This is a genomic window from Kitasatospora sp. NPDC024654 (assembly GCF_055559155.1).
On record NZ_JBVHLF010000001.1, the window covers coordinates 178,711 to 205,199 of the forward strand.

Here is a 26,489-nt window from a genome sequence, read left to right on the forward strand (position 1 = left end):
GGGGATCAGCCGGTCTTGCGGCTGTGCCGCTCGCGGCCGGCGGCCGACATGAGCAGCAGGACGATCCAGACGATCAGCAGGCTCAGGATAGAGACCGCGACCGACATCTGGCCGTCGTTCTTGCCGTTGGAGCTGATCCACACCGAGAACGGCGTGAAGCCGAGGATCGAGGCGGTGGTGAACTCGCCGAGCACCAGGGCGACGGTGAGCACCGAGGCGTTCAGCAGCGCGGTGCGCAGGTTGGGCACGACCACCGAGAAGACCGCGCGCGGGAAGCTCGCGCCGCAGCTGCGGGCGGCCTCGACGAGCGTCTTGACGTCCACCCCGCGCAGCCCGGCGTCGATCGACCGGTAGGCGAACGGCAGCGCCATCAGCACGTAGGCGATCACCAGCACGATCGGGAAGCTGGGGTTCTGGATCGCGTTCAGGGTCTGGAAGAACGGCGTGTTCATCAGGTAGTCCGGACCCCAGCGAAGCACCCCGATGATGCCGGTGGTCAGCGCGACCACCGGGACGACCAGCGGCATCGAGCAGACGAACTCGATCACCGGGCCCAGCCGGGGCGCACCGAGCTTGACCGCGATCATCGCCGGCACCAGCAGGAGCAGCAGCACCGCCACGGTGGCGACGGCCAGCTCCAGGCTGAGCTGCAGCGCGGGCAGGAAGCCCGGGGCACCCAGCAGCTGGGTGTAGGCGCGCAGGCTGATCGTGTGCGTCATCGGGTTGTCGACGCTGAACAGCACCGAGGCGGCCAGCGGCACCAGGAAGTAGACGGCGCCGACCAGCAGGACCGCGCCGCGCCCCAGGCGCGGCCGGCCGAACCGGGACCGGGTGGTCGGGCGGGAGGTCAGCTGAGCCACTTGGCACTCCGGCGCTGGAGGGGGAGGTAGATCGCCATGACCAGGCAGGCGACCACGATCATGTCGAGACCGAGCGCGAGGGCCAGGTTGCCCTGGCCGACCAGCACGTTGCCGGAGAGCGCGTTGGCGATCTGCATGCTGATCAGCGGCACCGAGGCGCCCACCATCGCGGCGGCGGTGGCGTAGGCGGCGAAGGCCGAGCCGAACAGCAGCACGAAGCCGCCCAGCAGCGAGGGCAGCAGGATCGGCAGCGCGACGTGGCGCCAGTACTGCAGCGTGGTGGCGCCGTTGTTGGCGGCGGCCTCGCGCCACTGCACCCGCAGGCCCTCCAGGGCCGGGGTGATGGTCAGGATCATCAGCGGGACCAGGAAGTACAGGTAGACCACCGAGAGCCCGGTGAAGGTGTACAGGCTCCAGCCGTGCTGGGTGAGGTGGAACTTCTGGGTCACCTCACCGGCGTTGCCGAGGGTGGCGACGAACATGAAGGCCAGCGGCACGCCGCCGAAGTTGGCCAGCACGCCGGAGCCGGAGAGCACCGCCTCGCGGAACAGCCGGAAGCGGGAGGTGACCACCGCCTGGGCGAGCGGCAGGCCGATCACGGTGCCGATCAGGGCGGTCAGCGCGGAGAGCTTGACGCTGCCGAGCAGGGCCGTCAGGTAGGCACCCTGGAGCGAGTCGGTGAGGTTGGCGGTGGTGAAGGCGCCACCGCCGCCGGGCGCGTCGCTGGAGGTGGTGAACGCGCCGATGGCGATCGCGATGGCCGGCAGACCGAAGCCGATCGCGAAGAAGACCAGCAGCGGGACGGTGGCCAGCCAGGCACCGCCGCGCCGGCCGCGGCCGGGCCGCTTGGCGGCGCTCCGGCCGGTCTGGCCGGCCGGACCGGCCGGAGTGGGGGAGGGGAGCGCGGTGCTGACGGCCCCCGCGCCGCCACTGAGGGTCCCAGTGGCGACGGGGGACGGCACCGGGGTGGGAGCCGCGTCGTTCATGGTGTTCGTCAGCCGCCGATCGCCTTGGCCCAGTTCTCGGTCACGACCTTCTTCGCCGCGTCCGTCTGGGCCTCGGTCGGGAAGGTGGTGAACGGCTTGGTGACGACCGGCAGCTTGGCGACCAGGGTCGGGTCCAGGGTGCCGGCGGTCTTCATGCTGTCGTACAGGGCCGGGGTGGCGTAGCCCTTGAGGAAGCCGTTCTGGCCCTCGGCGCTGTAGAGGTACTCCTCCCACAGCCGGGCGGCGGCCGGGTGCGGCGCGTACTTGTTGATCGCCTGGTTGTAGTACTGGGCGTAGCTGCCGTCCGAGGGGATCGACACCTGCCACTGGATGCCCTGCGAGGCGAACTGGTCGGTGTAGCCGGCGTTCAGGTAGGACCAGTCGACCGAGATCGGGGTCTCGCCCTTCTGGATGGTCGCCGGGGTGGTCTCGACCGGGTTGAAGTTGCCGATCTGCTTCAGCTTGCCGAAGAAGTCGATGCCGGGCTGGATGTTGTCCAGCGAACCGCCGTTGGCGAGCGCGGCCGCGTAGACGGCGCCGAAGGCGGCACCGGCCTTGGTCGGGTCGCCGTTCAGCGCGACCATGCCCTTGTACATGGGGTTCAGCAGGTCGGCGAAGGTCTTCGGGCAGACCGCGACCTTCTTGGCGTCGCAGCCGATCGACATGTAGCCGCCGTAGTCGTTGTAGTACGTGGCGTTGGTGGCGTCCTTCATGGAGGCCGGGATCTGGTCGAAGTCGGCGACCTTGTAGGGGGCCAGCAGGCCCTGCGCGGAGGCGCTGATCGCGAAGGCGCTGCCGAGGTCCACCACGTCGGGGGCGCGGTCCTGGCCCTTGCGCGAGGTGATCGCGTTGATCTCGTCCTGGCTGGAACCGTCCGGGTTCTCGTCCTCGATCTTGATGCCGTACTTCGCCGTGAAGCCGTCCATCAGGGCGCCGTAGTTGGCCCAGTCCCGGGGGAGGGTGATGACGTGCAGGTTCCCCTCCTTCTTCGCGGCGGCGACCAGCGCGTCCATGCCGCCGAAGGCGGCCGCGGAGGTGGCGGTGGCGGCGCTGCTGCCGCCCGAGCCGCTGGAGCTGGAGGAGGAGCTTGCGGAACCGCAGGCGGTGAGGGAGAGCGCGGCGGCGGTCAGCACGGCCGCCATGGCGGCAGTGCGGGCACGGTGCACGGTCACGGGAGGATCTCCTGGATCGAGGTGCGGCAGGGTCGCACGGGCAAGGTGCGGGGGAACCGTCTGAGGTGGGGTGTGGTCGGAGCGGATTGGCCAAGTTGGTCAGCCAACTTCGTCCGACGGGTGCAAGTACGCCGGACCTTGGTGACGCGGAGGTTAACGGGCGGCCCAGAACAGGGGTCGGCTGCGGGAACGGTCGAGTCCGGATGGTGGAAACCGGCCCATGTGGTGCGCGAACCGTTCGCGGGGAGCCGCTATGGTCGGAGCGTCCTCGGCTCCGATCCGCGCGCAGGACACCCGACGTGGGAGGGACCGGTGGGAACCACCTTGACGGAGAACGACGCCCCCGGGGCGGGCGGTGCCACGCCCGCCGGTGCCGCGGCGGACGGCGGTGCGCTGTACCGGCGGGTCGCCGCCGACCTGCGCGAGGCGATCACGACCGGCGCGTACGGCGAGGCCGGCCGGCTGCCCGCCGAGGGCGCGCTGGCCGAGCGCTACGGCGTGTCACGCGGCACCGTGCGGCAGGCGCTGGCCGTGCTGCGCGCGGACGGCCTGGTCACCTCGCGCCGCGGCACCCGCCGGGTGGTGCTGGGCAACGCCCGGGTGCAGAGCTTCTCCGAGCTGCTGAGCTTCACCCACTGGGCGCGCTCGATGGGCGAGGAACCGGGCGGCCGACTGGAGTCGCTGGTCCGCCGCCCGGCCGACGCCGCCGAGTGCGAGCAGCTGCGACTGGAGCCGGGCGCCGAGGTGTACGTGACGCTCCGGCTGCGCACCCTCTCGGGCACCCCGGTGATGGTCGAGCGGACCGTCTACCCGTTCCACGTCGGCGCGCTGGTGGCCCAGTTGCCGCCGGACGTGGTCTCGCACACCGAGCAGCTGCGGGAGCACGGCATCCTGTTCACCGACGCCGACCACACCATCGACGTGGTGAGCGCCAACGCCGAGGACGCCAAGCTGCTGGGCTGCCGGCGCGGTGCGCCGCTGCTGCGTGAGCGGCGGCGCACCACCGACCCGACCGGCCGCCCGGTGGAGTGGTCGCAGGACCGCTACCTCCCCGGCACGGTGGCCTTCAGCGTGCACAACTCGCTCGCCACCTCGGCGCTCTCGCGGCACGCGCGGGAAGAGGACTGACGACCGTCGGGTTCACCGGGCCAGCAGTCGGGCCAGCAGCGGCCGGAAGTGGGCGAAGTCCGGGGTGCGGACGTCGGCCGCCTTGGCCTGCTCGTCCCACCGCCGGACCGCCACCGCCTCGGCGGAACCCCGAAGTTGGGCGAAGTCGGCGGCCTGCTGGGCGGTCATCGGGCCGCCCTGCACCTGGAGGGTGTACGCGGAGGCCTCCGACAGGCTCTCCCGGTAACCGGGTTCCACCGCGCAGAGGTAGCGCTTGGCGGCGACGTGTTGCCGGATCGGCTCGGTGACCTCCGGCCCGAACCACTGGGTCAGCCAGTCCGCACCGGTGTGGCTGTGCCGGTTGTCCGTTCCGGTCATCAACTCCCGTCCGGTGACCGCGCCGTGGAAGTGGCCGACGTCGTGCAGCAGCGCGGCAGCGACCAACTCGTCCGGGGCGCCGGCCCGTTCGGCCAGCACGCCGGCCTGCAGCATGTGCTCGGCCATGCTGACCGCCTCGCCCAGGTACTCGCCGGCGCCCTCGCCCTCGAAGAGGTCCTGCAGGGTGTCCAGCACGGTGACCCGGCGCTCCAGCACGGCGAGCGTGGAGGCCAGCGAGTCCAGGTCGGCGTAGCAGCCCTGGAGATGGCGGTGGCCGTCCTGTTCGAAGGCGGTCCGGGCGTGCAGCAGGCGGGTGTTGTCGAAGACCAGGCAGTCGCCCGGGTCGAGCCGGAACTCCAGCTGGAGCTCCGGGCGCAGGGTGAGGGCGGCGAACCGCCGGTAGGCGGCGTAGAAGGCGTCGAGTTCGGCGGCGGGCAGCCGCAGGGTCCCGGTCGAGCGGTTGTTGAACCGCACCTCGCGGATCCGGCCGAGCGGGTCGACGTCGATCAGCGGCCGGTCGGCGCGCAGCTCGGTGCCGCGGTCGCGGAAGCCGAACGGCACCGGGGTCCGGGTGAGCACGGCGAAGGCGTCCGGCGCCTCGGCGCGCAGCAGGTCCGCCGCGCGGAAGCCGTCCACCAGGCCGGAGTCGCCGCCGACCGCCGCGTTCTCCAGGCAGTGCAGCAGCTGCAGGGTGGGCACCGGGTCGCGGTACGGGTTGTCGGTGTGCGGGGCGATCGCGACGCTGGTGAAGGCCAGGTTGTTGGGGTCGGGTTCGACCCGGACGTCGAAGAGCTCGCCGTAGTTGGTCCGCCGGACGTAGCCGAAGGTCTCCGCGACCCGCAGCACCTGGCGCTCCTCGGTGGGCACCGCGCGCAGCACCGCGAAGCCGAACCGGCGCACCGCGCGCAGCACGGCGGCCCGTTCGGCCAGGTCGGCGAGGTAGTCGGCCCAGTCGGCCTCCGGGATCCCGGAGGCGAAGTCGGCCGCGACCCAGAGCCGCTTGTCCGCCTCGGTGCGGTGGTCGCCCTCGGCCGGGGCGGCCAGCCAGGCCAGCGGGTAGCGGGAGCGGTGGCCGTCGTTCCAGAGCACCTCCAGGTGCTCCTCCCGCTCGGTGCTCGCGCTGATCGCGAGTCCCTCGGGCAGGTCGGTGATCTGGAACAGCTTCTGGCCGTTGCGCGGGTCGCGGCAGTCCGGGCAGGGGCAGTTGTCACGCAGCCAGTACGGGGACAGCTCCATGTGATCGCCCTTCTGAGTAGGTCTGGAGGGAGAGTTGTATAGCCAACTTTGCTCACCAGGGACCCTGCCGAAGCCCGGTGGCCAGCGCCCGACCCACAGCTGGCGGGCGAGCGAACAGCGGACCACGGACCAGCGCCGGGCGGGGTGCCGCGCGTCGGTACAGTTTCTGGCATGAGCGATGGCGCGGTGCTGCACATCACGGGTCGGGTGCTGGTCGGACCCGAGGACGTCCGGGACGAACTCTGGGTGGTCGACGGCCGGGTGACCTTCGAGCGGCCCGCCGGCGCGCGGGACGTGCGGACCGTCGCCGGCTGGGTGCTGCCCGGCCTGGTCGACGCGCACTGCCACGTCGGCCTGGACGCGCACGGCGCGGTGGACCCGGCCACCAGCGAGAAGCAGGCGGTCACCGACCGCGACGCCGGCACCCTGCTGATCCGGGACGCCGGCTCGCCCGCCGACACCCGCTGGATCGACGAGCGCGAGGACCTGCCGCGGATCATCCGGGCCGGCCGGCACATCGCACGCACCCGCCGCTACATCCGCAACTACGCGCACGAGATCGAGCCGGACGCGCTGACCCGGTACGTGGTCCAGGAGGCCCGGCGCGGTGACGGCTGGGTCAAGCTGGTCGGTGACTGGATCGACCGCGACCTCGGTGACCTGGCCTCCTGCTGGCCCGCCGACGCGCTGCGCGGGGCGATCGCCGCCGCGCACGCCGAAGGGGCCCGGGTCACCGCGCACTGCTTCGCCACCACCTCGCTGCCCGACCTGCTGGCCGCCGGGATCGACTGCGTCGAGCACGCCACCGGCCTCACCGAGGAGCTGATCCCGACCTTCGCCGAGCGCGGGGTGGCGATCGTGCCGACCCTGGTCAACATCGCCACCTTCCCGAAGCTGGCCGACGGCGGTGAGGTCAGGTTCCCGGCCTGGTCGGCCCACATGCGCCGGCTGCACGAGCGCCGCTACGACACCGTGGGCGCCGCGCACGACGCCGGCGTGCCGATCTTCGTCGGCACCGACGCCGGCGGCTCCCTCCCGCACGGGCTGGTCGCCGAGGAGGTGGCCGAGCTGGTCAAGGCCGGCCTGTCGCCCAACGAGGCGCTTTCGGCGGCGAGTTGGGGCGCCCGGGCGTGGCTCGGCCGGGACGGGCTGACCGAGGGCGCCGCCGCCGACCTGGTGGTGTACGCCGAGGACCCGCGGGCCGACGTCCGGGTGCTGGCCGATCCGAAGCTGGTGGTGCTCCGGGGTCGGCCGATCGGGTGAGCCGTGGTCGGTGATCGGGTGGGGCCGATCGGGTGAGCCCGGGCCGCTAGGCTGGGCGGCATGGCACCGCGTCCCCTGCATGAGATCGTCGAACCCGGCTGGGCCAAGGCCCTGGAACCGGTCGCCGGGCGGATCGCCGCCATGGGCGACTTCCTGCGGGCCGAGCTGGCCGCCGGCCGGACCTACCTGCCGTCCGGTCCCAACGTGCTGCGGGCCTTCCAGCAGCCGTTCGACGAGGTCAGGGTGCTGATCGTGGGTCAGGACCCGTACCCGACACCCGGGCACGCGGTCGGCCTGAGCTTCTCGGTCGCACCCGAGGTGCGGCCGATCCCCGGCAGTCTGATCAACATCTACCGCGAGTACGGCCAGGACCTCGGCTACCCGCCGCCCGGCAACGGCGATCTGACGCCGTGGACCGGGCAGGGCGTGCTGCTGCTCAACCGCGCGCTGACCACCGCCCCCGGCAAGCCCGCCGCCCACCGCGGCAAGGGCTGGGAGGAGGTCACCGAGCAGGCGATCCGGGCGCTGGTGGCGCGTGGTGGGCCGCTGGTGGCGATCCTCTGGGGGCGCGACGCGCGCAACCTGCGCCCGCTGCTCGGCCAGGTGCCGGCGATCGAGTCGGCGCACCCGAGCCCGATGTCCGCGGACCGCGGGTTCTTCGGCTCCCGGCCGTTCAGCCGGGCGAACGAGCTGCTGGCGCGTCAGGGCGGCCAGCCGGTGGACTGGCGACTGCCCTGACCGAGGGGACATCCACGATGGCGGACGAACAGGCACCGAAACCCGGCGCCCGCACGGCACCCGCGGCACCCGCGGCACCCGTACCTTCGGCGCCTTCCGCAGTTCCGGTGGCCCCCGTCGGTGCCGCCGCACCGGCCGCCCACCCGACCTCCGCCCCCGTCCTGGCCGCGGTCGGCTTCGCACTGCTGATGGTCTTCCTCGGCGTGCTGGCCTGGGACGGCGACGGCGGCCTGCCCAACCTCACCCAGGTCGTCTCCGCACTGGTGGCCGCGATGCTCGGCGCGGTGGTCAACCCCGGTCCGCGGCTCTCCCCGTGGGCCTGGACCGCCTGCGGGGTGGCCGCGCTGCTCGCCGCCGCCTCGGCCGGGGTGGCGATCCTCTGCTATCCGCGGCACGTCGACGCCGTGCCCGCGCTGACCTCCTCGGTCGCCGCCTTCGCCGGGCTCTTCGTGAACACCAGCGCGGTCACCCATCCGAGCAGCGACTGAGAGTGATTCCGGCCTCTTATCACTCCAACGAGTGAACAGGAGGCCGGAGTTGCCCATGGGACTAGAGAAGTACGAAGAGAATAAAGGCAGTTGAGAGCGCAGGCCACTTCCCCGGCCCTGCGCCGCGCGCGACAGAGGGTCACGCCCCCGCCCGGTGCGGGGTGCTTCGCGGTGCGCTCTGCCATCAGTTTCTCTGTGGGGGTTTTCCCGTCATGTCATCCGTTCCATCCATGCTCACGTTCCGGCCCTCCGCGCGCACCGCGGTGGCCGTCGCCGCGGCGGCCACCGCGGTGGCGCTCGGGCTGCCGTTGCCGACCGTGGCGCACGCCGACAGCGGCCCCGGCGCGACCGGCTCCGCCAGTGCTGTCACGGCCGAACTCGCCCTGGACGTGGGCCTGTTGAACAACGCGGTGGACGTCCCGGTGGACGTCGCGCTGAACAAGGTGCAGTCGCCGGCCGAGCAGGACGGCTCGATGCTCACCGCGAACGTGGCCGGAGTGGCCCAGCCCGGCCCGGTCAACCTGCTGCACGCGGACGTCGGCAAGTCCCTCACCCACGTCGACTCCCAGGGCGCCGAGGCCTCCGTCCAGCTGGTCAACGCCGAGCTGCACGCGCCCGGCCTGCCGCTCACCACGCTGCTCGGCCTGGACGCGCTCAGCGCCGAGGCCGACTGCCCGGTGAACGGCGCGCCCACCGCGACGGTCACCTCGCCGATCAAGGCGACCGTGCTGGGCCGCCCGATCACGCTCAGCGTGTACGGGCCGACGCACGTCGCCGTCCCGGGCGTCGGCACGGTGGACGTCGAGTTCTCCAGGCGCACCACCACCTCGACCACCGCCGCGGCCTCGGCCCTGCAGGTCAGCATCGCGGTCAACCCGCTCAGCCTGAACGTCGCCAAGGTGGACGGCACCATCACGGTCGCCGGGGTGAGCTGCGCCAAGCCGGGCGCGACGGACCCGTCCCTGCCCACCTCGGGCAGCGGTGGTTCGGGCAGCGGTGGTTCGGGCGGCGGCACGGGTGCGGGCTCGGGCGCGGGCTCGGGCTCGGGCGGCATCGGCACGACCGGTGGCGCCGGGGCGAGCGGCCAGCCCGTCGCGGACACCTCCGCCCCCGCCGCCGGGGCCTCCTCCACCAGCCCCGCCGACCCCTCCGCCTCGGCCCACCCGGCCAACACCTCGGCGCTCGCCTTCACCGGCAGCAGCGGCACCGTCCCGCTGGCCGCCGGCGGAGCGGCCCTGCTCGCTGCGGGCGGTGGCGCCCTCTGGCTCACCCGCCGACGCCGCGCGGCGGCCCACCGGCACTGACCACGCGGGGCCCGTCGGCACCGTCCGCCGGGCCCCGGCGCTGTCCCGGCACTCTCGGAGCGTGAAGGTGCCACTTCGGACAGTCGGTTCACACGCTGGTTACATAAGAGGAACAACGGGGAAACGGCAGCTTGCGACGCTACGCGGGCACCCACCACCCAAAGTGTTGCGAGGTAACCGCAGTGGCTATCAAGGCCGAGTACATCTGGATCGACGGCACCCAGCCGACCGCCAAGCTCCGCTCCAAGACTCGGATCCTGGCCACCGCTGACACGCTGCCGACCTGGGGCTTCGACGGTTCCTCCACCGGCCAGGCCGAGGGCCACGCCTCGGACCGGGTGCTCGTGCCGGTCGCCTCGTTCCCGGACCCGATCCGCGGCGGCGACAACGTCCTGGTGCTCTGCGAGGTCAACGAGACCGACGGCACCCCGCACGTCTCCAACACCCGCGCCCTGCTGCGCCCGATCGCCGAGAAGTACGCCGCCCAGGAGTCGATCTTCGGCATCGAGCAGGAGTACACCTTCTTCAAGGGCTCCCGCCCGCTCGGCTTCCCCGAGGGCGGCTTCCCGGCCCCGCAGGGCGGCTACTACTGCGGCGTCGGCGCCGAGGAGGTCTTCGGCCGCGAGATCGTCGAGCTGCACCTCGACCGCTGCCTCGCCGCCGGCCTGGCGATCTGCGGGATCAACGCCGAGGTCATGCCCGGCCAGTGGGAGTTCCAGATCGGCCCGGTCGACGCGCTGACCGTCGCCGACCACCTCTGGGTCGCCCGCTACCTGCTCTACCGCACCGCCGAGGAGTTCGGCATCGACGCGACCCTGGACGCCAAGCCGGTCCGCGGCGACTGGAACGGCGCCGGCGCGCACACCAACTTCTCCACCAAGGCGATGCGCGAGGGCTACGACGCGATCATCACCGCCTGCGAGGCGCTCGGTGAGAGCCAGGAGAAGGTCCTGGAGCACGTCAAGCAGTACGGCTTCGGCATCGAGTCCCGCCTCACCGGCCTGCACGAGACCGCCCCGTGGAACGTCTACTCCTACGGCGTCTCCGACCGCGGTGCCTCGGTCCGCATCCCGTGGCAGGTCGAGGTGGAGAAGAAGGGCTACATCGAGGACCGCCGCCCGAACGCCAACGTCGACCCCTACGTGGTGACCCGCCTGCTGGTCAACACCTGCTGCTCCGCCCTGGAGAAGGCCGGCCAGGTCTGACCTCGCGACTGACCCCCGCGCTGCCCGCCACCCCCGCCAGGGGGCGGCGGGCAGCGCTGCGTCGCGCGCCCCTCCGCCGCTCGCCCGGGCCCGGTCCGGGGGAGCGTTCGCCTACGAGCATCCGGCCTGCCATCGATCCCTCCGCGGGGGCCACGAGTGACGTCACCGAACCCCAGCCGCTATCGGCACGTCGAGGATCCCGAGCTGGCTCTCAAGTACGCCGTCGAACGAATCGCGGGTGACCGCGTCGAGATCGTCGAAGGGGTGATCACGCGCGTCCCTCGCACCTGGGCCCACGAGAACGCCATCGACCTGATCCGCGAGCAGATCGGCCCCCGGATGCGCCAGCTCGGCTGCCGCTCCGGGTCGGGTGACCCCGATCCGCCCGGCAGCGAGAACCACTACCTCCCCGACCTCGCGGTCGTCCCCGCGGAGCTGGCGGCGAAGACCGAGGGCCCGCTGCTGCCCGACCAGACCCTGCTGGTCGTGGAGGTCACCGCACCGTCGAACGGTGACACCGACCGCACCGACCAGTCCGGCGAGTGCGGTCGGGCGATCGGACCGGCAGCTGCGGCCGACACTGCCGGTGCGCTCTCGGGCCGCTCGGAAAACCAGCGGCTACCGCCCGCAGTTCTACCTGCGGACGGGCGACGTGGTCGGCGACGTCGAGCTGCCCGGGGGCGTCGGGTTGGCGCTGCCGGGCGAGAGGGTCGAGCTGACCGTCACCCTCGGCCAGCCCGTCCCGCTGGAGCCCGGCCTCGGCTTCGCCGTTCGCGAGGGCGGCCGAACGGTGGCCGCGGGAACGGTCCAGACCGTCCTCGCCTGAGCACGGCGGTGGTACCCGCCCCGACCAGGGGCGGGTACCACCCCGGCTCAGGTCCGGTTCCGGGCAGCGGGCAGGACCGTCGCCAGCGCCGCGAGGAAGCGGTCGGTCGTCTCCGGGTCACGGACGGCGATCCGCAGCCAGTCCGGGCCCAGACCGGGGAAGGTGTCGCCCCGGCGGACGGCGAAGCCGCCGTCGCGCAGACGGGCGCGGACTTCGGTGGCACCCGGGAGTTCGATCAGCACGAACGACGCGGCGGGCTCACCGTGCACCCGGACCGCCGGCAGGGCGGCCAACCCGCCCAGCAGGTGGGCGCGGTGGGCGGCGGTGGTGCGTGCGGCCCGCTCGGCCTCGGCCAGCGCGGCGGGGGCGCTGCAGAGTTCGGCGGCGGTCAGGGCGGGGGTGGAGACCGGCCAGAGCGGCTGGGCGCGGGCGAGGCCGGCGATCAGGTCGGCCGGCCCGAGGACGTAGCCGATGCGCAGTCCGGCCAGCCCCCAGGTCTTCGTCAGGCTGCGCAACACCACGACGTGGCCCGGGAGTTCACGTAGCCCGGCGAGCGACTCCGGTTCGCCCGGCACGGTGTCCATGAAGGCCTCGTCGACCACCAGGGTGCGCCCGGGCCGGGCCAGCGCGGCCAGCGAGCCGACCGGGTGCAGGACGGAGGTCGGGTTGGTGGGGTTGCCGATCACCACCAGGTCGGCCTCCTCGGGGACCGCGCCCGGGCGCAGCCGGAAGCCGTCGGCGGGGGAGAGCAGCACCCGCCGTACTTCGACCCCGGCGTCCCGCAGCGCCGCCTCGGGCTCGGTGAACTGCGGGTGCACGACCACCGCGTGGCGCGGGCGCAGGGTGCGGGCGAGCAGCACGAAGGCCTCGGCCGCACCGGAGGTGAGCAGCACCTCGGCCACCGGACGGCCGTGCCGGGCGGCCACCGCGGCCCGGGCGGCGCCCTGCTCGGGGTAGGCGGCGAGGTCGGCGAGCGAGGCGGCGAGCCGTTCGCGCAACCAGCCAGGCGGGGTGCCGGTGCGGACGTTCACCGCCAGGTCGACCAGGCCGGGGGCGCGGACCTCGGCGTCGCCGTGGTGCCGCAGATCGGGCTCCACGGCGGTGCCCAGTGCGACCGTGGCCCGGGCCGACTTCCGCTTGGGCAGCACCAGCCGCCGCCCGCCGAGCAGCGCCGCCGCCTCCGCGACGCTCGCCGTCCCGGTGGCCGCCAGCACCGCCGCCGACGGGTGCGGCACCGCGACCTCGGCCAGCGCCGCGGCCGGGTGCCCGACCAGGGGCACCGCCAGGCTGCGCGCCGCGGCCACCAGGCCGGGCTCGCCGAGCCGGGCCTCGACGGTGGCCAGCTGGGCGACGGCGGAGAGTGGCAGGCGGGCCTCCTCCAGCGCGGCGGTGATCAGTGCGAGGAGTTCGTCGGCGCCGACACCGCCGCTCGCTCCCACCCCCACCACGACCCGCACGTCGCTCCCGGCGCTGACCATGTGGTTCCTCCCTCCGCGCCCGGGAATCCCACCACGCCCGTCCGGGGGAGTCAATCGGCTCCGAGGCCGGGCCGCTGGCCCGTCCTCGGAGCCGTCCAGCGGTCCAGCGGTCCGGCTCGGTCCGGCCTTCGGTCCGGCCGGCCAACGCTCGTGCGACTACTCCTGCGACCAGCGCTGGTTGGCGCCGCCGTTGCAGCCGTAGACCTCCACCTGCGTGCCGTTCACGTCCCCCGACGGCAGGTTGCCGCCGGTGACGTCCAGGCAGACCCCGTACTGGCTCGGTGTGGTGATCGTCCCGTCGGGGTTGAGCGTCCACTTCTGGCCGGCGCTGCCGTCGCACGGTTCCAGCTCCGCCTTCGTCCCCCAGGCGAAGCTGCCGCCCGCCGCGCCGAGGCACTCGGTGCCCTGGTAGGCGCGCAGGTCGCCGGCCGAGGTGGCGGACCAGGCCTGGTTGGCACCGCCGTCGCAGTCCCAGATCTCCAGCTTGGTGCCGGGCGCGGTCTGGTTGTCGTAGGCGTCCAGGCAGCGCCCGGAGGACTGCGAGACCAGCGCGTGCGACGGGGCGACGGTCAGCGGCGCCGCCGAGACCCGGTACATCACCGAGCCGCCGGCCGGCACCTGGGCGCTGATCGTGCCGTCGGAACTGGTGGAGACGGTGTGCGCCCAGAGGTCGCTGAGCTGGTAGCCGGCCGCGTCGGCGGGCAGGCCGACGGCGGAGGCGGTGGTGGAGATGGTGGCCGGCGCGCTGTTCTCGTTGAAGAGCACCACCGCGACGTCGCCGTTGGCCAGTGGCCGGCGCAGCACGTCCAGCCCGCCGTCATCGGACACCTCGGTGCCCTGGACGCCCAGCGCGTCCTGGTCGACCGCGATCACGTCCTTGTCCAGGTAGAGGCCGAGGAACTGCGAGGAGATCGGGTCGCCGGGGTCGGCGGCGGTGGCGGCGGAGCGCAGGTCGGCGCCGGAGATCAGCGGCGCGGCCAGCACCGCGGCCAGCGACAGCTCGGACTTCGACTGGTCGTACGTCAGCGACTCGCCGGGGTTCGGGTTCGACTCGTTGCCGGTGGCGAGCATGTCGATGTCGTTCCAGCCGCCGGGGCCGGCGTACTGGGCCTTGTCCAGGTCGTCGTGGACCAGCCGGAGCAGGCCGGCGAAGGAGTTGTCCCGGTCGCCGTCGATCCGCCACATGTTGGCGACGCTCCTACCCCACACCCACGGGGTCTCGCCCTGCGCCTGCGGTTGCAGCGAGAGGCTGAGCACGACCGGGCGCCCGGTGGCGGCGAGCGCGTCGCGCATCCAGCCGTCCCGGGTCTCCAGCGGCAGCTTCTCGTCGCCGACCCGCTGGGACGGGTCGCTGGCCAGGCAGTTGTCGTACTTGAGGAAGTCCACGCCCCAGGTGGCGAAGGTCCGGGCGTCCTGCTGCTCGTGGTCCAGGCTGCCCGGGAACCCCTGGCAGGTGTGCAGGGTGGGGCTCTCGTAGAGGCCGAACTTGAGGCCCTTGCTGTGCACGTACGCGGCGGTGGCGGCCATGCCGTCGGGGAACTTCTGCGGGTCGGGGACGAGGTTGCCGTTGGCGTCGCGGCTGCGGGACATCCAGCAGTCGTCGACCGTGACGTACTGGTAGCCGGCGTCGCGCAGGCCGGAGGAGGCCATGAAGTCGGCGGTCTCCTCGACCAGGGCCTCGGTGCCGTTGCAGCCGAAGCTGTTCCAGTCGTCCCAGCCCATCGGTGGGGTGAGGGCGAGGCCGTTGTCCAGGGCGTGCGCGGCGGGTGCGTCCAGGACGGTGACGGCGCCGAGCCCGGGGAGGGCGAGCGCCAGGGCGAGCAGGGCGCGGGTGGCCCGGGAGCCCGAACGGCGTAGCGGGAGCATGTTTACTCCTGAGGGTGGGGGTCCGGACGGGCCAGAAAAACCATCAGGTCAGCCCAGAATCAAACAAGATGCGCCACAAGTTAGCCGTGTCACATTGCACTGACAAGGGGTCGCGCACCAACGGCTCCCCGGGGGGCAAGGTCCCGCCGGGAAAGGCCTGCCGCCGTCCCGTCAGGCGCGGTCGACGCGCTGGGTCACGGCACCGCCGGTGATCAGCGAACGGTCCGCCGGCTCGCGGGTGGTCAGCCGGTACGGGCTCCCCGCGCGGCGCAGCGTGCGCAGCAGGTCGAGCGTGGCGACGTCCAGGCCGAACCGGGCCTGCGTGTGGTGGTGCTGCTCCCCGCCGTCCTGGTCACCAGCGCCCTGCGCGACCGGCTGGTGCCCGGCGGCGCGGTGATCAACCTCGGCTCGATCGCGGCCCACCGCGGCGGCTCCGGCTCGTACGGCGCGGCCAAGGCCGCCGTGGAGGCCTGGAACCTCACACTGGCCCAGCGGTTGGGGCCGGACCTGATCGCGGCCAATGTGATCGCCCCCGGCTATGTCGAGGACACCGAGTTCTTCTGGACCGGTCTCGACCCCGAGCGGCGTGCCTCGAACATCGCCAGCGCGCTCAACAAGCGTGCCGGTACACCGGCGGACATCGCGGGGACGGCGCTCTATCTCGCCTCCCCGGCCGCCGGCCATCTGACCGGGCAGATCCTGCACGTCAACGGCGGTACGCCGGCCGGCCGTTGAGGTGGAACGGGCGGCGGGGCGGCCGGGGCCGGGTGGTCCGCTCAGGGCGTCCCCCGGCCCCCGCCCGGGCCCGCGGCGGCCCGGGCGACCAGGCGCTCGGCCAGTTGCGGGGCGCCCGCCCAGTGCAGGTGCAGGTAGGAGGCGTGCACGGCCGGGGTGGTGAAGCCCTCGGTGTGCGGAGCGCCGGCGGGGGTGCGCCAGCCCCAGGCGGGGAGCGGGCCGGCGGTCGGGGCGCAGGTGGTGCGGTGGAACTCGTGGCCGCGCACCCGGGTGCCGGCCGCCGCCAGCGGGCTGTCGTGCAGGGCGACCGCCTCGCGGTAGCCGAGGGTGAGCCGCTCGGTCATCCGGGCCTCGGCCGGCAGTACGCCGCACATCGGGCGGCCGTCCAACTCCCGCGCCAGGTAGAGCAGTCCGGCGCACTCGGCGGCGATCGGCGCACCCGAGGCGGCCAACGAGGCGACCGCCGACCGCAGTTCGGCGTTGGCGCTGAGTTCGGCGGCGTAGACCTCGGGAAATCCCCCGCCGATGACCAGGGCTGCCGTCGAGCCGGGCAGTGTGGTGTCCCGCAGTGGGTCGAAGGGAACCACCTCCGCCCCGGCCGCCGCCAGCAGTTCGGCGTTCTCCGCGTACGAGAAGGAGAACGCCGCCCCCGCGGCCAGCGCGATCCGCGGTCGGGGGCCGGCCGCCGGGGTGACCTCGGACGCGGGCTCCCAGGCCCCCTCGGCGAGGTCCGGCGCCGACCGGGCCAGTGCCAGCACGGCGTCCAGGTCGACCGAGGCGGCGATGAGTTCGCCCATGTCGCGAACGGCCCGCAGTGCCTCCGCCGAGCGCTCGACCACCGGCACCAGCCCCAGGTGCCGCGCGGGCGTGGCGACCGCCGCCGTGCGCCGCACCGCACCCAGCACCGGCACGCCCGAGCCCTCCTCCAGTGCCTCGCGCAGCAGTTGCTCGTGCCGGTCGGAGGCCACCCGGTTGAGGATCACCCCGGCGAGGCGCACCTCGGGGTCCCAGGAGGCGAACCCGTGCACCAGCGCGGCCACCGAGCGGGACTGCGAGGAGCCGTCCACCACCAGCACCACCGGTGCCCGCAGCAGCTTCGCGACGTGCGCGGTGGACGCCAACTCCCCCTTCCCGGAGGCGCCGTCGAACATCCCCATGACGCCCTCGACCACCGCCAGGTCCGCCCCCGCCGCGCCGTGCGCGAAGAGCGGGCCGATCCGTTCCGGCCCGCACAGGAAGGCGTCCAGGTTGCGCCCGGGGCGCCCGGTGGCCAGGCCGTGGTAGCCCGGGTCGATGTAGTCCGGGCCGACCTTGTGCGGCGAGACGGTCAGGCCGCGGGCGGACAGCGCCGCCATCAGCCCGGTGGCCACGGTGGTCTTGCCCGCGCCCGAGGAGGGCGCGGCGATGACGAGACGGGGGATGCGCATCGGACTACCGGGCTACCACTCGATCCCGCGCTGGCCCTTGCGGCCGGCGTCCATCGGGTGCTTCACCTTGGTCATCTCGGTGACCAGATCGGCGAGTTCGAGCAGCCGCTCGGGCGCGTTGCGGCCGGTGACCACCACGTGCTGGTTGCCCGGGCGCTCGCGCAGCACCTCCAGCACCTCGTCCAGGTCGATCCACCCCCAGTGCAGCGGATAGGTGAACTCGTCCAGCACGTACAGCCGGTAGGTCTCGGCGGCGAGATCGCGCCTGACCTGCGCCCAACCCTCGCGCGCGGCCTCCTCGCTGGACTCGATGTCGCGCTGCACCCAGGACCAGCCCTCGCCCATCTTGTGCCAGGCGACCGTGCCGCCCTGGCCCGAGGCGCCCAGCACCCGCAGCGCGTTCTCCTCGCCCACCTTCCACTTGGCCGACTTGACGAACTGGAACACCCCGATCGGCCAGCCCTGGTTCCAGGCCCGCAGCGCCAGCCCGAAGGCGGCGGTGGACTTGCCCTTGCCGGGGCCGGTGTGCACGGCGGTGATCGGCTGGGTGCGGCGCTGACGGGTCGTCAGGCCGTCGTCGGGGATGACGTCCGGCTTGCCCTGCGGCATCGGGTCACGCTGCCTTTCGGTGGGTGGTGGCGGAGCGGTGCGCGTGCACCAGGGCGGTCACGCCGTCGGCGCGCAACTCGTCCAGGGTGACCGCGGAGGCGTTCAGCTGGCCCGCCAGGGTGCGGGCCAGGCCGAGCCGGACCGGTCCCGACTCGCAGTCCAGCACCACGGCCGCGGTGCCCTGGGCGGCCAGCAGCCCGGCGGCCCGTCCGGCCTCGGCCAGCGCGGCGGAACCCCCGGTGGCCCGGCCGTCGGTGACCACGACCAGCAGCGGACGGCGCAGCGGATCGCGCAACCGCTCCACCCGCAGCACCTCGTGGGCCCGCAGCAGTCCGGCCGCCAGCGGGGTCCGTCCGCCGGTGGGCAGCCGCTCCAGCCGGGCCGCGCCCACCTCGACCGAGGAGGTCGGCGGCAGCGCCAGCTCGGCGGACCGGCCGCGGAAGGTGATCATGCCGATCTTGTCGCGGCGCTGGTAGGCGTCCATCAGCAGCGACAGCACGGCGCCCTTGACGGCGGTCATCCGCTGCCGGGCGGCCATCGAGCCGGAGGCGTCCACCACGAAGAGCACCAGATTGGCCTCCCGGCCCTGGCGGACCTGCTCACGGAAGTCGTCGTGGCGCAGCAGCAGGGCCCGTCCGGCGCGGCCGCGGGCGACCTGGTGCGGGGCGGCGGCCCGTAGGGTGGCGGCGAGGTGCAGCCGGGTCAGCGGCCCGGTCGGGCGGCGGGCGCGGATGGTGTGGCCGCCGTCGGTCTCGGCGGGAGAGCGGCGGCCCTGGGCGCCGCGGCCGGTGCCGGGGACCTTGAACAGCTTGGTGCGGTAGGGCTCGCCGGCCGCGACGGGAGCGGACTCGCGGGCGGGTGCGGGGCGCGGCGCGGGGGGTGCGGGGACGTCCCGCGGGCTGTCGGGGGCCGGGGTGGCCGCGTCCGGGGCCGTGGGACCGGCGGGCTCGGGCGCGCCGCCCCCGCCGTCGGGACCGCCGTCCCCTGGGCCGTCCTCCCCCGGTCCGTCGCCGTCGGGCCCGTCGCCGTCCGGGCCGTCCCCGTCGGGCTCGGGTTCGTCCGGCTGCTCGGTGTGCTCGGCCAGTGTCCGGTCCAGCTGCTCCTCGTCCAGTCCCGGCGCGTCGAACGGGTTGCGCCGCCGCCGGTGCGGCAGCGCCAGCCGGGCGGCCTGTCGGACGTCCTCCTCGGTCACCGCCGTCCGTCCGGCCCAGGCGGCCAGCGCCACCGCGGTCCGGGCCATCACGATGTCCGCACGCAGCCCGTCCACCTCGAAGGCCGCGCAGACCGCGGTGATCTGGCGCAGCGCCGCGTCGCCCAGCCCGACCGCGGGCAGCAGCGCCCGGGCGGCGCCGATCCGCTCGGCCAGCTCCCGCTCCTCGGCGGCGAACCGGGCGGCGAAGCCGGCCGGGTCGGCGTCGTAGGCGAGCCGGCGGCGGACCACCTCGGCCCGCTCCGCCGGGTCCCGGGTGGCCGCGATCTCCACGGTCAGCCCGAACCGGTCGAGCAGCTGCGGCCGCAGCTCGCCCTCCTCCGGGTTCATCGTGCCGACCAGCAGGAACCGCGCCGCGTGCCGCACCGAGACGCCCTCGCGCTCGACGTAGGAGCGGCCCATCGCGGCGGCGTCCAGCAGCAGGTCCACCACGTGGTCCTGGAGCAGGTTCACCTCGTCGATGTAGAGCACCCCGCGGTGCGCCTGGGCGAGCAGGCCCGGTTCGTAGGCCTTGACGCCCTCGGCGAGCGCGCGCTCGAGGTCGAGCGAGCCGACGATGCGGTCCTCGGTGACGCCGACCGGCAGCTCGACCAGCCGGGCCGGCCGGTCGACACCGGGAGCCTCGTGCGGCCCGTCCGGGCACTGCGGGTCCGGCGCGACCGGGTCGCAGGCGAACCGGCAGTCCGTCACCACCGCGATCGACGGCAGCAGCCCGGCCAGCGCGCGGACCATGGTCGACTTCGCGGTGCCCTTCTCGCCACGCACCAGCACCCCGCCGACCGCCGGCGAGACGGCGTTGAGCAGCAGCCCGAGCCGGAGGTCGGCCATGCCGACGATGGCGGTGAACGGGTATCGGACGTCACTCACAGGAGGTCACCTTCCAGGACGCGGGTGGCCGGAGCCCCCGGCGGGACGAACGGCAGCCCGGCGCCGGCCCCGCCCTCGATCAGCCGCCACAGCGCGGCGGTGTCGGCGTGCTCCTCGATCAGGTCGCCCAGCCGGTCCAGCCGGGCCTCCCGGGCGGCGGCGAACGAGGTGTCCGGTGCCGGCACGAAGGCCCGCCCGGCCAGCGCCGCGACCTCGCGCAGCAGCGCCCGGCGGAACCCGTCGTTCTCCAGCGCGCCGTGCCAGGTGGTGCCCCAGACCGCGCCGTCGCGGCAGCCGTCCAGGAAGGCCTCGCCGCCCTCGACGGTCACCACCCCGTGGTGGATCTCGTAGCCCTCGACCCGCTCGCCGAAGGCCTCGCCGGCCGGCCGGCCGAGCACCTTCTCCGGCCCGAACTCGACCGTGGTCGGCAGCAGCCCGAGTCCCTCGACCCGGCCCGCCCTCGACTCGACCTCGTCCGATATCCGCCGGGCCAGCATCTGGTAGCCGCCGCAGACCCCGAGCACCGGCCGCCCGGCCGCCGCCCGCTCGCGCAGCGGTGCCGCCAGGCCGCGCTCGCGCAGCCAGGCCAGGTCGGCGACGGTGGCCCGGGTGCCGGGCAGCACCACCAGGTCCGCGTCGGCCAGCTCCTCGGGACGGGTGGCCCAGCGAACCAGCACGCCGGGCTCCTGGGCGAGCGCGTCCAGGTCGGTGAAGTTGGACAGCCGGGGGAAGCGCAGCACGGCGACCCGCAGCACGTCGGCCCCGTACGGGCCCGCGGCGTCGGCGCGCTCGACGGCGGTGGACAGGTCGAGCGAGTCCTCGGCGTCCAGCCAGAGACCGGCCAGCATCGGCAGGGTGCCCAGCACCGGACGGCCGGTCAGCTCGTGCAGCATGTCCAGGCCGGGCCCGAGCAGCCGGGCGTCGCCGCGGAACTTGTTCACCAGCCAGCCGGCCACCAGCCGCTGGTCCTCGGCGGAGAGCAGCGCCAGCGTCCCGTACATCGCGGCGAAGACCCCGCCGCGGTCGATGTCGCCGACCACCACGACCGGCAGGTCGGCGGCCCGGGCCAGGCCCATGTTGGCGATGTCGCGGTCGCGCAGGTTGATCTCGGCGGGCGAGCCGGCGCCCTCGCAGATCACCACGTCGAAGCGGCGGCGCAGGTCGGCCAGGCAGTCCAGGGCCCTTTCCAGCAGAAAGGGTTTGCGTTCGCGGTAGTCGAGCGCGCCGACCTCCGCGATCGGGTGGCCGAGCAGGACCACCTGGCTGCGGCCGTCGGCGCCCGGCTTCAGCAGCACCGGGTTCATCGCCGCCTCGGGCTCCACCCGGGCCGCGGCGGCCTGCATCACCTGGGCCCGGCCGATCTCCGCGCCGTCGGCGGTGACCATCGAGTTGAGCGACATGTTCTGCGCCTTGAACGGCGCGACCCTCACCCCCTGCCGGGCCAGCCAGCGGCAGATCCCGGCGGTGACCACGCTCTTGCCAGCGTCCGACGTGGTCCCCGCGACCAGCAGTGCGTTGCTCATCGGCTGCCACCTCCCGTCCCGGCGGCGCGTGCCGCCCTCGCCCGTACCCGGTGCCCCGCGCAGCGGCCGGCCACCGTCACGGCCAGCGCCAACAGGCCCACCCGGCGCGACAGCCGGCAGGCGCGCTCGATGTCGTCCACGGCCACCGGGCGCAGCTCCGCCCCCAGCACCGGCCGGTTCTCCACCCTCTCCCCGTACCGCAACGAGCCGCCGAGCCGGACCCCGAGCGCGCCCGCGAAGGCCGACTCGGCCTGGCCGGCGTTCGGGCTCGGGTGCGCCGAGCCGTCCCGCCGCCAGACCCGCCAGGCGGTCCGCGGGTGCGGCGCGGCGGCCACCGTGAGCAGCGCGGTCAGCCGGGCGCCCGGCCAGCCGGCCAGGTCGTCCAGCCGCGCCGAGGCCCAGCCGAAGCGCCGGTGCCGGGGTGACCTGTGACCCACCATCGCGTCCAGGGTGTTGACCGCGCGGAACGCCAGCAGGCCCGGGCTGCCCGCCAGGGCACCCCAGACCAGCGCGTTGACCACGGCGTCCGCGGTGTTCTCGGCCACCGACTCGACCACCGCGCGGGCCAGCTGCGGCTCGTCCAGGGCGCTCGGGTCGCGCCCGCACAGGTGCGGCAGGCGCTCCCGAGCCGCCGTCAGGTCGCCCGCGCGCAGGGCGGCGCCGATCGTACGGGCCTCGCGGGTGAGCGAGGTGCCGCCGAGCACGGTCCAGGTGGCGGCCGCCGTGGCGGCGCTCGCCGCGATGCCCCGCCGTCCCACCAGCCGTTCCACCGTCACCGCGGCGGCCGTGACACCGCCCACGCAGAGCGCGGTGTACAGCGCCCCCGCGCCGCGGTGGTCGCGCCAGAGGGCGCGCTCCAGCCGGCCGGCGGCCCGGCCGAAGGCGGCCACCGGGTGACCCCGGCGCGGGTCGGCGAACCGCAGGTCGGCCGCGTAACCGGCGACCGCGCCGAGCGCGTAGCCGCCGGCCGCGGTGGCGTACGGGCGTCGGGCGCGGGGAGGTTGACGGAGCGGCACCCCCACGGCGCTCGGCGCCGGCCGGGGAGCAGGCTGCATGCTGTGCGTGTCCTCACTCAGGGTCCGCGCCCTGGCTCGACGTCGCGGGGGCGAGAGTCTCCTGGCTCCCGGGTACGGACGCGCGCCCGGGCCTTCCAACGCCCCTGTGGCGGGACACCGTGACCATCGTTCGAACGCGCTCCCCGGTGACAGTGGCGGGACCGCGCCGGACTCGCACCGGCTTCCTCTGCTTGCCTCCGTTTGGCCCAAGGATCCCATCACGCGCCCGTTCCGGCCGTCAACCGGGCCCCCGGAGTGGTTGATCACACCGGACGGAACCGTCGGTACCTCCGAGTAACGGACACTGACGCCGCCTCGGCGCTGGTGATACGTCCAAGGCGCCGCCGGGGGTCGCTCCCCGGCTTCGTGCGTTCGGCGACTGGGGGCGGGCTCGACCGCACCCCTACCGTCGTCCCATGCGACGCGGCAGCCCCCCGGCCCCCACCCCGGTCCCGTTCTCCCCGCAGGCCGCCCGGGCGCACCGCGCCGGGCTCGGGCTGACCCCCGAACAGGTGGCGGAGGCGATGGCCGCGCACGGCGTCCGGCTGCTGCCGGCTCACGTCCTCGGCTGGGAGAGCGGCGAGATCCGGCCCAGCGAGACCGAGCTCATCGCACTCGCCCGGGCGCTCTGGTGCCCGGTGGCACAGCTGATGGGGGTCCGTCCGACCTCGCTGCGCGACTTCCGGCTCGCCCGCGAACTGAGCCGGGACCAGGCCGCCACCCGGATCGGCGTCGGCGGGCGGACGTACGCCGACGCCGAACTCACCGGACGCTGGACCGGCGACGCCGACGAGACCCGCGCCCTCGCCGAGACCCTCGGTCTGACGCTGCGCGACCTGGTCCGGATCACCGGTGCCGAGGAGGAGCTGGAACAGTGCCTGCGCCAGTGCGTCGCCGGCCGCTGGCAGCCCCAGCTGAAGCCGGTCGCCCGCCTGGTCCCGGCCCCGCGCGAGACCCTCGCCAGCGTCCTGGCCGCCCTCCAGGCCGAACACCGGGTCCCCTCCCACTGGGGCGGCACCGCCCCGGAGGAGCCCCGGCCCCCCGCCGCCCCCGCCGACCACCGCTTCTGGGCCCTCCTCGCCACCACCGCCCCCGACCTCCCGGTGTAGCGGAGGCTGCCCGTACGGCGGTGTTGCGGTGGCCGGCGCACGGCTCACGGGATGAACTGGGGAGCGTCACCCACTCACCACCCGGGGAGCGCCATGCGTAGGGGAACCGTCGTCGCCGCTGGCACCGCTGTCGTCGTCGCGGCGGGGGCCGCCGTGTTGCTGCTCGGGCGGCGGGTGTCCGACCTCGCGCTGAAGCCGGGGGCCGGGGGCGAGCCCGCCGCGGCCGGGGAGCCGCCGCTGCGGGTGCGGTCGATCAGCGCCGACGAGGTCACCCTCACCCGGACCACCGAGAGCCTGCGCCGCGGCCGGTACGCGCTGGAGTGGGCCGGCGGCCACGCGGTGGTCGGCCCGGTGCTGCGCGGCGACCAGCGGACCGTGACCCGCCGGCTGGAGTTCACCGCCGGCCGCGGCCCGGCCGACAGCGCGGACGTCGAACTGACCCCGCGGGTGCTGCGCGGCGACCCGGTCTCGTCCTGCGGCCTGGACTCCATGGACGTGGTGGTCGACGGCGAGCTGGGCCCGCTGCCCGCCTGGTACCTGCCGGCCGTCCGCGGCACCTGGGTGATCGCCGTGCACGGACCGCGGGCCGACCGGCGGCAGGCGCTGCCCGTCCTGCCGGTCGTGCACCGGCTGAACCTGCCGGCCCTGGTGATCAGCTACCGCGGCGACCAGGGCGCGCCGCCCTCGCCCGACGGGCTGGGCCACTTCGGCGAGACCGAGTGGCACGACGTCGAGGCCGCCATCCGGTTCGCCAAGCAGGCCGGCGCCGGGCGGATCGTGCTGTACGGCTGGTCGCTGGGGGCCTCGATGGTCCTGCAGACCGCCGCCCGCTCGGACTTCCGCGACGACCTGGCCGGCCTGGTGCTGGACTCCCCGGTGCTCGACCTGGCGGCCTCGGTGCGGAACCGGGCGACCCGGGCCGGCAAGCCCGCCGCGGTGGCCGAGCTCGGCATCTGGGCGGCCGCCGGCCGGACGGGGGTGGACACCGGCGACTTCGCCCAGCTCGCCGAGGGCGCCGAGCTGCGGCTGCCCACCCTGCTGATGCACAGCCCGCAGGACCCGATCGCCCCGTACCGCGCCGCCCAGCGGCTGGCCCGCAACCGCCCGCTGCTGGTCAACCTGCGGACCGTCCCCGACGCCGGCCACGCCGCGCTCTGGAACGCCGATCCGCGCGGCTACGAGGAGGCGCTGCGCCGCTTCCTGACGCCGATCCTGTGATCCGGGGCCGGGCCCGCACGCGGTGGGTCACCCCTTGACCACGTACCGTGCCCCCCGCTAGTGTCGTGGACAGGTCACCCCAGCCGCGCCGGCCCGGTTTGGGCTCTCTTGCCCCATCTCCACCCACCGGCCGCCGCCGCGCGTCGAAAGACGCGCCGAACTCGATGTGACAGAAGCCCCGTACACGGGGAAGACTGCACGGCGTGACGTCTCGGAATCCGCGCGACCGTGATGCCCCGCTCCCGCCGACCACGGGTACCGGCGCGACGGTGACCCGTCTTCCCGGTGCGGCCCGCCGCGCCGACAGCGCGCAGCCGGGCGGCCCCGGGGCCCCCCGCCGCCGTACCCCGCGGCCGGCGCCCGGCCGGGGCCGGGTCCCGGTGCCCGCCGGCCTGCCGGTCCCCGCCGAGCTGGCCCCGCTGGCCCGCCGGATGCTCGGCGACGCGGTGCGGATCGCCCGCTGGGCCGGCGAACTCGACGCGGTCGACAAGCGCGGCGAGCTGCTCCCCGAGGACGCCCGCGCCGCGGGCCGGGCGCTGGCCATGACGGTCGGCGCGGCGGCCAAGGCCTGGGGCCAGGCGCTCCTGGTCGGCCTGGTCGAGCCACGCGACGGCGGCGCCGCCCCGGGCTGGCGGCTGCACGCCTGGGAGCACGACGACGAGGCCGTGCTGCGCGGCTGGTCCGCGCTCTTCGACGCCTGGACGCTGCTCGCCCCGGTCCCGCCGGCCGCGCTGCGCGGCGTCTTCGCGGTGCTCGCCGGCCAGGCGGTCGACCAGGCGCCGCAGCTGCTCTCCTTCCTCCATCTGGTGGACGGCCCGGTCGCCGAGAGCGAGCTGATGGAGCTGCTCCGGCGCGGCCTGGACGAGCGCCGGCACGGGGCCGGTACGGGCTTCGCGACCCTGTCGCCCGTCCCGCACGCGGCCTCCGCCGTCTCGGCCGTCCGCGGTACCTGCCGCGAGCCGCAGATCGACACCCCGCCCGCGCCCTCGGACATCGCCGCGGTGCTCGACTGGATGCTGGACGGGCTGACCGCGGTCGGCGCGGTGGTCCGCGCGGCCGACGCGGCCGAGCTGTCCCCGCTCGGCCACTGGGCGGTGCGCGGCAAGCTGGAGGACATCTGCACGGTCGCGCAGACCGCCGCCGGCCACATCGAGCAGAGCGCGCCGGAGCTGCTGGACGCCTGCGCCAACTACTCCCCGGGCCCCGCCCGCGCCGAGTACCGGGCCTGGGTCGCCGCCCGTCCGGTGGACCGCGCGGTGGCCGAGCTGCTGGAGGCCGCCCGCGGCGAGGACGCGCTGCTGCGCGGGCTCGCCTTCGAGGCGCTGCGGGTGGCCGGCGGGACGGCCGAGCAGGCGGTCCGGGCGGCCGTGGACGAGCCCGTGCTGCGGCCGTACGCGCTGCTCTGGCTGGCCGAGCAGTTGGACGAGGGCGGGGTCGTCCCGTCCGACGTGCTGAGTGCCGAGGACGCCGCCTGGCTCTGGGTGGACACGGCCGCGGCGGTGCTCGACCACGGGGAGACCGAGCTGCTGGTCGGCCACGTCGAGGGGGCGAGCGCGGGGGACCCGGTGCGGCTGTTCGCCCGCGCCCGGCAGTCGGGGCACGCCCGGGCGACCTCGGTGCTCACCGCGGTGGCCGGGGTGCACCCGGACCCGGCGGTGGCCCGCGCGGCCCGTCGCTCGGCCTTCAGCGTCCACCACGGCGGCGCGTAGCCCGGCCGGCGAGTCCGGCCGGCCCCGGAACCGCGCCGGCCCCGGGGGGGGGGGGGGGGGGGGGGGGGGGGGGGGGGGGGGGGGGGGGGGGGGGGGGGGGGGGGGTGGGTGTGGTCGTGA

The 26,489-nt window shown here is 74.8% G+C and carries 22 protein-coding genes, 2 pseudogenes and 1 riboswitch; of the genes and pseudogenes, 12 read left to right on the forward strand and 12 right to left on the reverse strand.

From position 1 onward, the window contains the following. Positions 1-5 precede the first annotated feature (5 nt). The 3 genes from ACZ38L_RS00790 to ACZ38L_RS00800 are packed head-to-tail and all read right to left on the reverse strand — an operon-like array spanning position 6 to position 2,988. The gene (locus ACZ38L_RS00790; RefSeq protein ID WP_396560254.1) at positions 6-860 is read right to left on the reverse strand and encodes an ABC transporter permease; all 855 of its coding nucleotides are present in this window, start codon (positions 858-860) and stop codon (positions 6-8) included. Further along, the gene (locus ACZ38L_RS00795) at positions 848-1,846 is read right to left on the reverse strand and encodes an ABC transporter permease (RefSeq protein ID WP_465687871.1); all 999 of its coding nucleotides are present in this window, start codon (positions 1,844-1,846) and stop codon (positions 848-850) included. The genes ACZ38L_RS00790 and ACZ38L_RS00795 overlap by 13 nt, the downstream gene beginning before the upstream one ends. A gap of 8 nt (positions 1,847-1,854) precedes the next feature. Beyond that, on the reverse strand, positions 1,855-2,988 hold the full coding sequence (locus tag ACZ38L_RS00800) for an ABC transporter substrate-binding protein (protein WP_465688019.1): 1,134 nt from the start codon (positions 2,986-2,988) through the stop codon (positions 1,855-1,857). 423 nt (positions 2,989-3,411) lie between these two features. Between ACZ38L_RS00800 and ACZ38L_RS00805 the strand changes: the two genes are divergently transcribed. Continuing rightward, entirely contained in the window at positions 3,412-4,146 is a 735-nt protein-coding gene (locus tag ACZ38L_RS00805; protein ID WP_396560707.1) for a GntR family transcriptional regulator, read from the forward strand. Between the two features lie 12 nt (positions 4,147-4,158). Here ACZ38L_RS00805 and tmpA read toward each other — a convergent pair whose 3' ends face one another. Next, positions 4,159-5,934: a 2-trimethylaminoethylphosphonate dioxygenase gene (tmpA, locus tag ACZ38L_RS00810; RefSeq protein ID WP_465687873.1), complete on the reverse strand. Its 1,776-nt coding sequence runs from the start codon at positions 5,932-5,934 to the stop codon at positions 4,159-4,161. Between tmpA and ACZ38L_RS00815 the strand changes: the two genes are divergently transcribed. The 7 genes and pseudogenes from ACZ38L_RS00815 to ACZ38L_RS00845 all read left to right on the forward strand — a co-directional run. After that, positions 5,911-7,002, forward strand: coding sequence for an amidohydrolase family protein (locus ACZ38L_RS00815; RefSeq protein WP_465687875.1), 1,092 nt, complete (start codon positions 5,911-5,913; stop codon positions 7,000-7,002). The two genes, tmpA and ACZ38L_RS00815, sit on opposite strands and share 24 nt — an antisense overlap. Before the next feature lie 60 nt (positions 7,003-7,062). Next, complete coding sequence (locus tag ACZ38L_RS00820; protein WP_465687877.1) at positions 7,063-7,740, forward strand: uracil-DNA glycosylase; 678 nt, start codon at positions 7,063-7,065, stop codon at positions 7,738-7,740. Between the two features lie 107 nt (positions 7,741-7,847). Then, a complete protein-coding gene (locus ACZ38L_RS00825) occupies positions 7,848-8,228 on the forward strand; it encodes a hypothetical protein (RefSeq protein WP_465687879.1) in 381 nt (126 codons plus the stop codon). 230 nt (positions 8,229-8,458) lie between these two features. Continuing rightward, positions 8,459-9,532: an SCO1860 family LAETG-anchored protein gene (locus tag ACZ38L_RS00830; protein ID WP_465687881.1), complete on the forward strand. Its 1,074-nt coding sequence runs from the start codon at positions 8,459-8,461 to the stop codon at positions 9,530-9,532. Between the two features lie 182 nt (positions 9,533-9,714). After that, complete coding sequence (gene glnII / locus ACZ38L_RS00835) at positions 9,715-10,737, forward strand: glutamine synthetase (RefSeq protein ID WP_396560268.1); 1,023 nt, start codon at positions 9,715-9,717, stop codon at positions 10,735-10,737. A 264-nt stretch (positions 10,738-11,001) separates the two neighbouring features. Further along, a pseudogene (locus tag ACZ38L_RS00840) lies at positions 11,002-11,214 on the forward strand (Uma2 family endonuclease); the annotation flags it as partial. 136 nt (positions 11,215-11,350) lie between these two features. Further along, positions 11,351-11,563: pseudogene (locus ACZ38L_RS00845) on the forward strand (EF-Tu C-terminal domain-related protein); the annotation flags it as partial. A gap of 47 nt (positions 11,564-11,610) precedes the next feature. Here ACZ38L_RS00845 and cobC read toward each other — a convergent pair. The 3 genes from cobC to ACZ38L_RS00860 form a co-directional block, all read right to left on the reverse strand. Continuing rightward, complete coding sequence (gene cobC, locus ACZ38L_RS00850) at positions 11,611-13,041, reverse strand: Rv2231c family pyridoxal phosphate-dependent protein CobC (protein ID WP_465687883.1); 1,431 nt, start codon at positions 13,039-13,041, stop codon at positions 11,611-11,613. Positions 13,042-13,197: 156 nt separating this feature from the next. Beyond that, a complete protein-coding gene (locus tag ACZ38L_RS00855; protein WP_465687885.1) occupies positions 13,198-14,907 on the reverse strand; it encodes a glycoside hydrolase family 27 protein in 1,710 nt (569 codons plus the stop codon). Positions 14,908-15,078: 171 nt separating this feature from the next. Continuing rightward, positions 15,079-15,330, reverse strand: coding sequence for a hypothetical protein (locus ACZ38L_RS00860; protein ID WP_465687887.1), 252 nt, complete (start codon positions 15,328-15,330; stop codon positions 15,079-15,081). Between ACZ38L_RS00860 and ACZ38L_RS00865 the strand changes: the two genes are divergently transcribed. Next, a complete protein-coding gene (locus ACZ38L_RS00865; protein WP_465687889.1) occupies positions 15,301-15,642 on the forward strand; it encodes an SDR family NAD(P)-dependent oxidoreductase in 342 nt (113 codons plus the stop codon). The two genes, ACZ38L_RS00860 and ACZ38L_RS00865, sit on opposite strands and share 30 nt — an antisense overlap. A 41-nt stretch (positions 15,643-15,683) precedes the next feature. Here the strand turns inward: ACZ38L_RS00865 and ACZ38L_RS00870 are convergent, their stop codons facing one another. Genes ACZ38L_RS00870 through ACZ38L_RS00890 form a run of 5 tightly spaced genes read right to left on the reverse strand, consistent with a single transcriptional unit; the run spans position 15,684 to position 22,333 of the window. Then, the gene (locus tag ACZ38L_RS00870) at positions 15,684-17,069 is read right to left on the reverse strand and encodes a cobyrinate a,c-diamide synthase (protein WP_465687891.1); all 1,386 of its coding nucleotides are present in this window, start codon (positions 17,067-17,069) and stop codon (positions 15,684-15,686) included. Between the two features lie 12 nt (positions 17,070-17,081). Next, the gene (gene cobO, locus ACZ38L_RS00875) at positions 17,082-17,678 is read right to left on the reverse strand and encodes a cob(I)yrinic acid a,c-diamide adenosyltransferase (RefSeq protein ID WP_465687893.1); all 597 of its coding nucleotides are present in this window, start codon (positions 17,676-17,678) and stop codon (positions 17,082-17,084) included. 4 nt (positions 17,679-17,682) lie between these two features. Next, complete coding sequence (locus ACZ38L_RS00880) at positions 17,683-19,716, reverse strand: putative cobaltochelatase (protein ID WP_465688021.1); 2,034 nt, start codon at positions 19,714-19,716, stop codon at positions 17,683-17,685. A 35-nt stretch (positions 19,717-19,751) separates the two neighbouring features. Next, positions 19,752-21,278 carry a cobyric acid synthase gene (locus tag ACZ38L_RS00885; protein WP_465687895.1) on the reverse strand — a complete coding sequence of 509 codons (1,527 nt, stop codon included), beginning with the start codon at positions 21,276-21,278 and terminating at the stop codon, positions 19,752-19,754. Beyond that, complete coding sequence (locus tag ACZ38L_RS00890) at positions 21,275-22,333, reverse strand: cobalamin biosynthesis protein (protein WP_465687897.1); 1,059 nt, start codon at positions 22,331-22,333, stop codon at positions 21,275-21,277. Before ACZ38L_RS00890 ends, ACZ38L_RS00885 begins: the two co-directional genes overlap by 4 nt. 55 nt (positions 22,334-22,388) lie before the next feature. Further along, positions 22,389-22,520, reverse strand: a riboswitch (cobalamin riboswitch). A gap of 229 nt (positions 22,521-22,749) precedes the next feature. Between ACZ38L_RS00890 and ACZ38L_RS00895 the strand changes: the two genes are divergently transcribed. The 3 genes from ACZ38L_RS00895 to ACZ38L_RS00905 all read left to right on the forward strand — a co-directional run bounded on the left by ACZ38L_RS00895 (position 22,750) and on the right by ACZ38L_RS00905 (position 26,369). Beyond that, the gene (locus ACZ38L_RS00895) at positions 22,750-23,442 is read left to right on the forward strand and encodes a helix-turn-helix domain-containing protein (RefSeq protein WP_465687899.1); all 693 of its coding nucleotides are present in this window, start codon (positions 22,750-22,752) and stop codon (positions 23,440-23,442) included. A 93-nt stretch (positions 23,443-23,535) separates the two neighbouring features. Further along, positions 23,536-24,660: an alpha/beta hydrolase gene (locus tag ACZ38L_RS00900; RefSeq protein ID WP_465687901.1), complete on the forward strand. Its 1,125-nt coding sequence runs from the start codon at positions 23,536-23,538 to the stop codon at positions 24,658-24,660. Positions 24,661-24,929: 269 nt separating this feature from the next. After that, positions 24,930-26,369: a hypothetical protein gene (locus ACZ38L_RS00905; RefSeq protein WP_465687903.1), complete on the forward strand. Its 1,440-nt coding sequence runs from the start codon at positions 24,930-24,932 to the stop codon at positions 26,367-26,369. Positions 26,370-26,489 lie beyond the last annotated feature (120 nt).

Bases quoted from the DNA above. Each gene is read 5' to 3' on its own strand.
- ACZ38L_RS00795 (WP_465687871.1), bottom strand. From the start codon at position 1,846: ATGAACGACGCGGCTCCCACCCCGGTGCCGTCCCCCGTCGCCACTGGG.
- ACZ38L_RS00800 (WP_465688019.1), bottom strand. From the start codon at position 2,988: ATGGCGGCCGTGCTGACCGCCGCCGCGCTCTCCCTCACCGCCTGCGGT.
- ACZ38L_RS00815 (WP_465687875.1), top strand. From the start codon at position 5,911: ATGAGCGATGGCGCGGTGCTGCACATCACGGGTCGGGTGCTGGTCGGA.
- ACZ38L_RS00820 (WP_465687877.1), top strand. From the start codon at position 7,063: ATGGCACCGCGTCCCCTGCATGAGATCGTCGAACCCGGCTGGGCCAAG.
- ACZ38L_RS00830 (WP_465687881.1), top strand. From the start codon at position 8,459: ATGCTCACGTTCCGGCCCTCCGCGCGCACCGCGGTGGCCGTCGCCGCG.
- cobC (WP_465687883.1), bottom strand. From the start codon at position 13,041: ATGGTCAGCGCCGGGAGCGACGTGCGGGTCGTGGTGGGGGTGGGAGCG.
- ACZ38L_RS00855 (WP_465687885.1), bottom strand. From the start codon at position 14,907: ATGCTCCCGCTACGCCGTTCGGGCTCCCGGGCCACCCGCGCCCTGCTC.
- ACZ38L_RS00870 (WP_465687891.1), bottom strand. From the start codon at position 17,069: ATGCGCATCCCCCGTCTCGTCATCGCCGCGCCCTCCTCGGGCGCGGGC.
- cobO (WP_465687893.1), bottom strand. From the start codon at position 17,678: ATGCCGCAGGGCAAGCCGGACGTCATCCCCGACGACGGCCTGACGACC.
- ACZ38L_RS00880 (WP_465688021.1), bottom strand. From the start codon at position 19,716: ATGGCCGACCTCCGGCTCGGGCTGCTGCTCAACGCCGTCTCGCCGGCG.
- ACZ38L_RS00885 (WP_465687895.1), bottom strand. From the start codon at position 21,278: ATGAGCAACGCACTGCTGGTCGCGGGGACCACGTCGGACGCTGGCAAG.
- ACZ38L_RS00890 (WP_465687897.1), bottom strand. From the start codon at position 22,333: ATGCAGCCTGCTCCCCGGCCGGCGCCGAGCGCCGTGGGGGTGCCGCTC.
- ACZ38L_RS00895 (WP_465687899.1), top strand. From the start codon at position 22,750: ATGCGACGCGGCAGCCCCCCGGCCCCCACCCCGGTCCCGTTCTCCCCG.
- ACZ38L_RS00900 (WP_465687901.1), top strand. From the start codon at position 23,536: ATGCGTAGGGGAACCGTCGTCGCCGCTGGCACCGCTGTCGTCGTCGCG.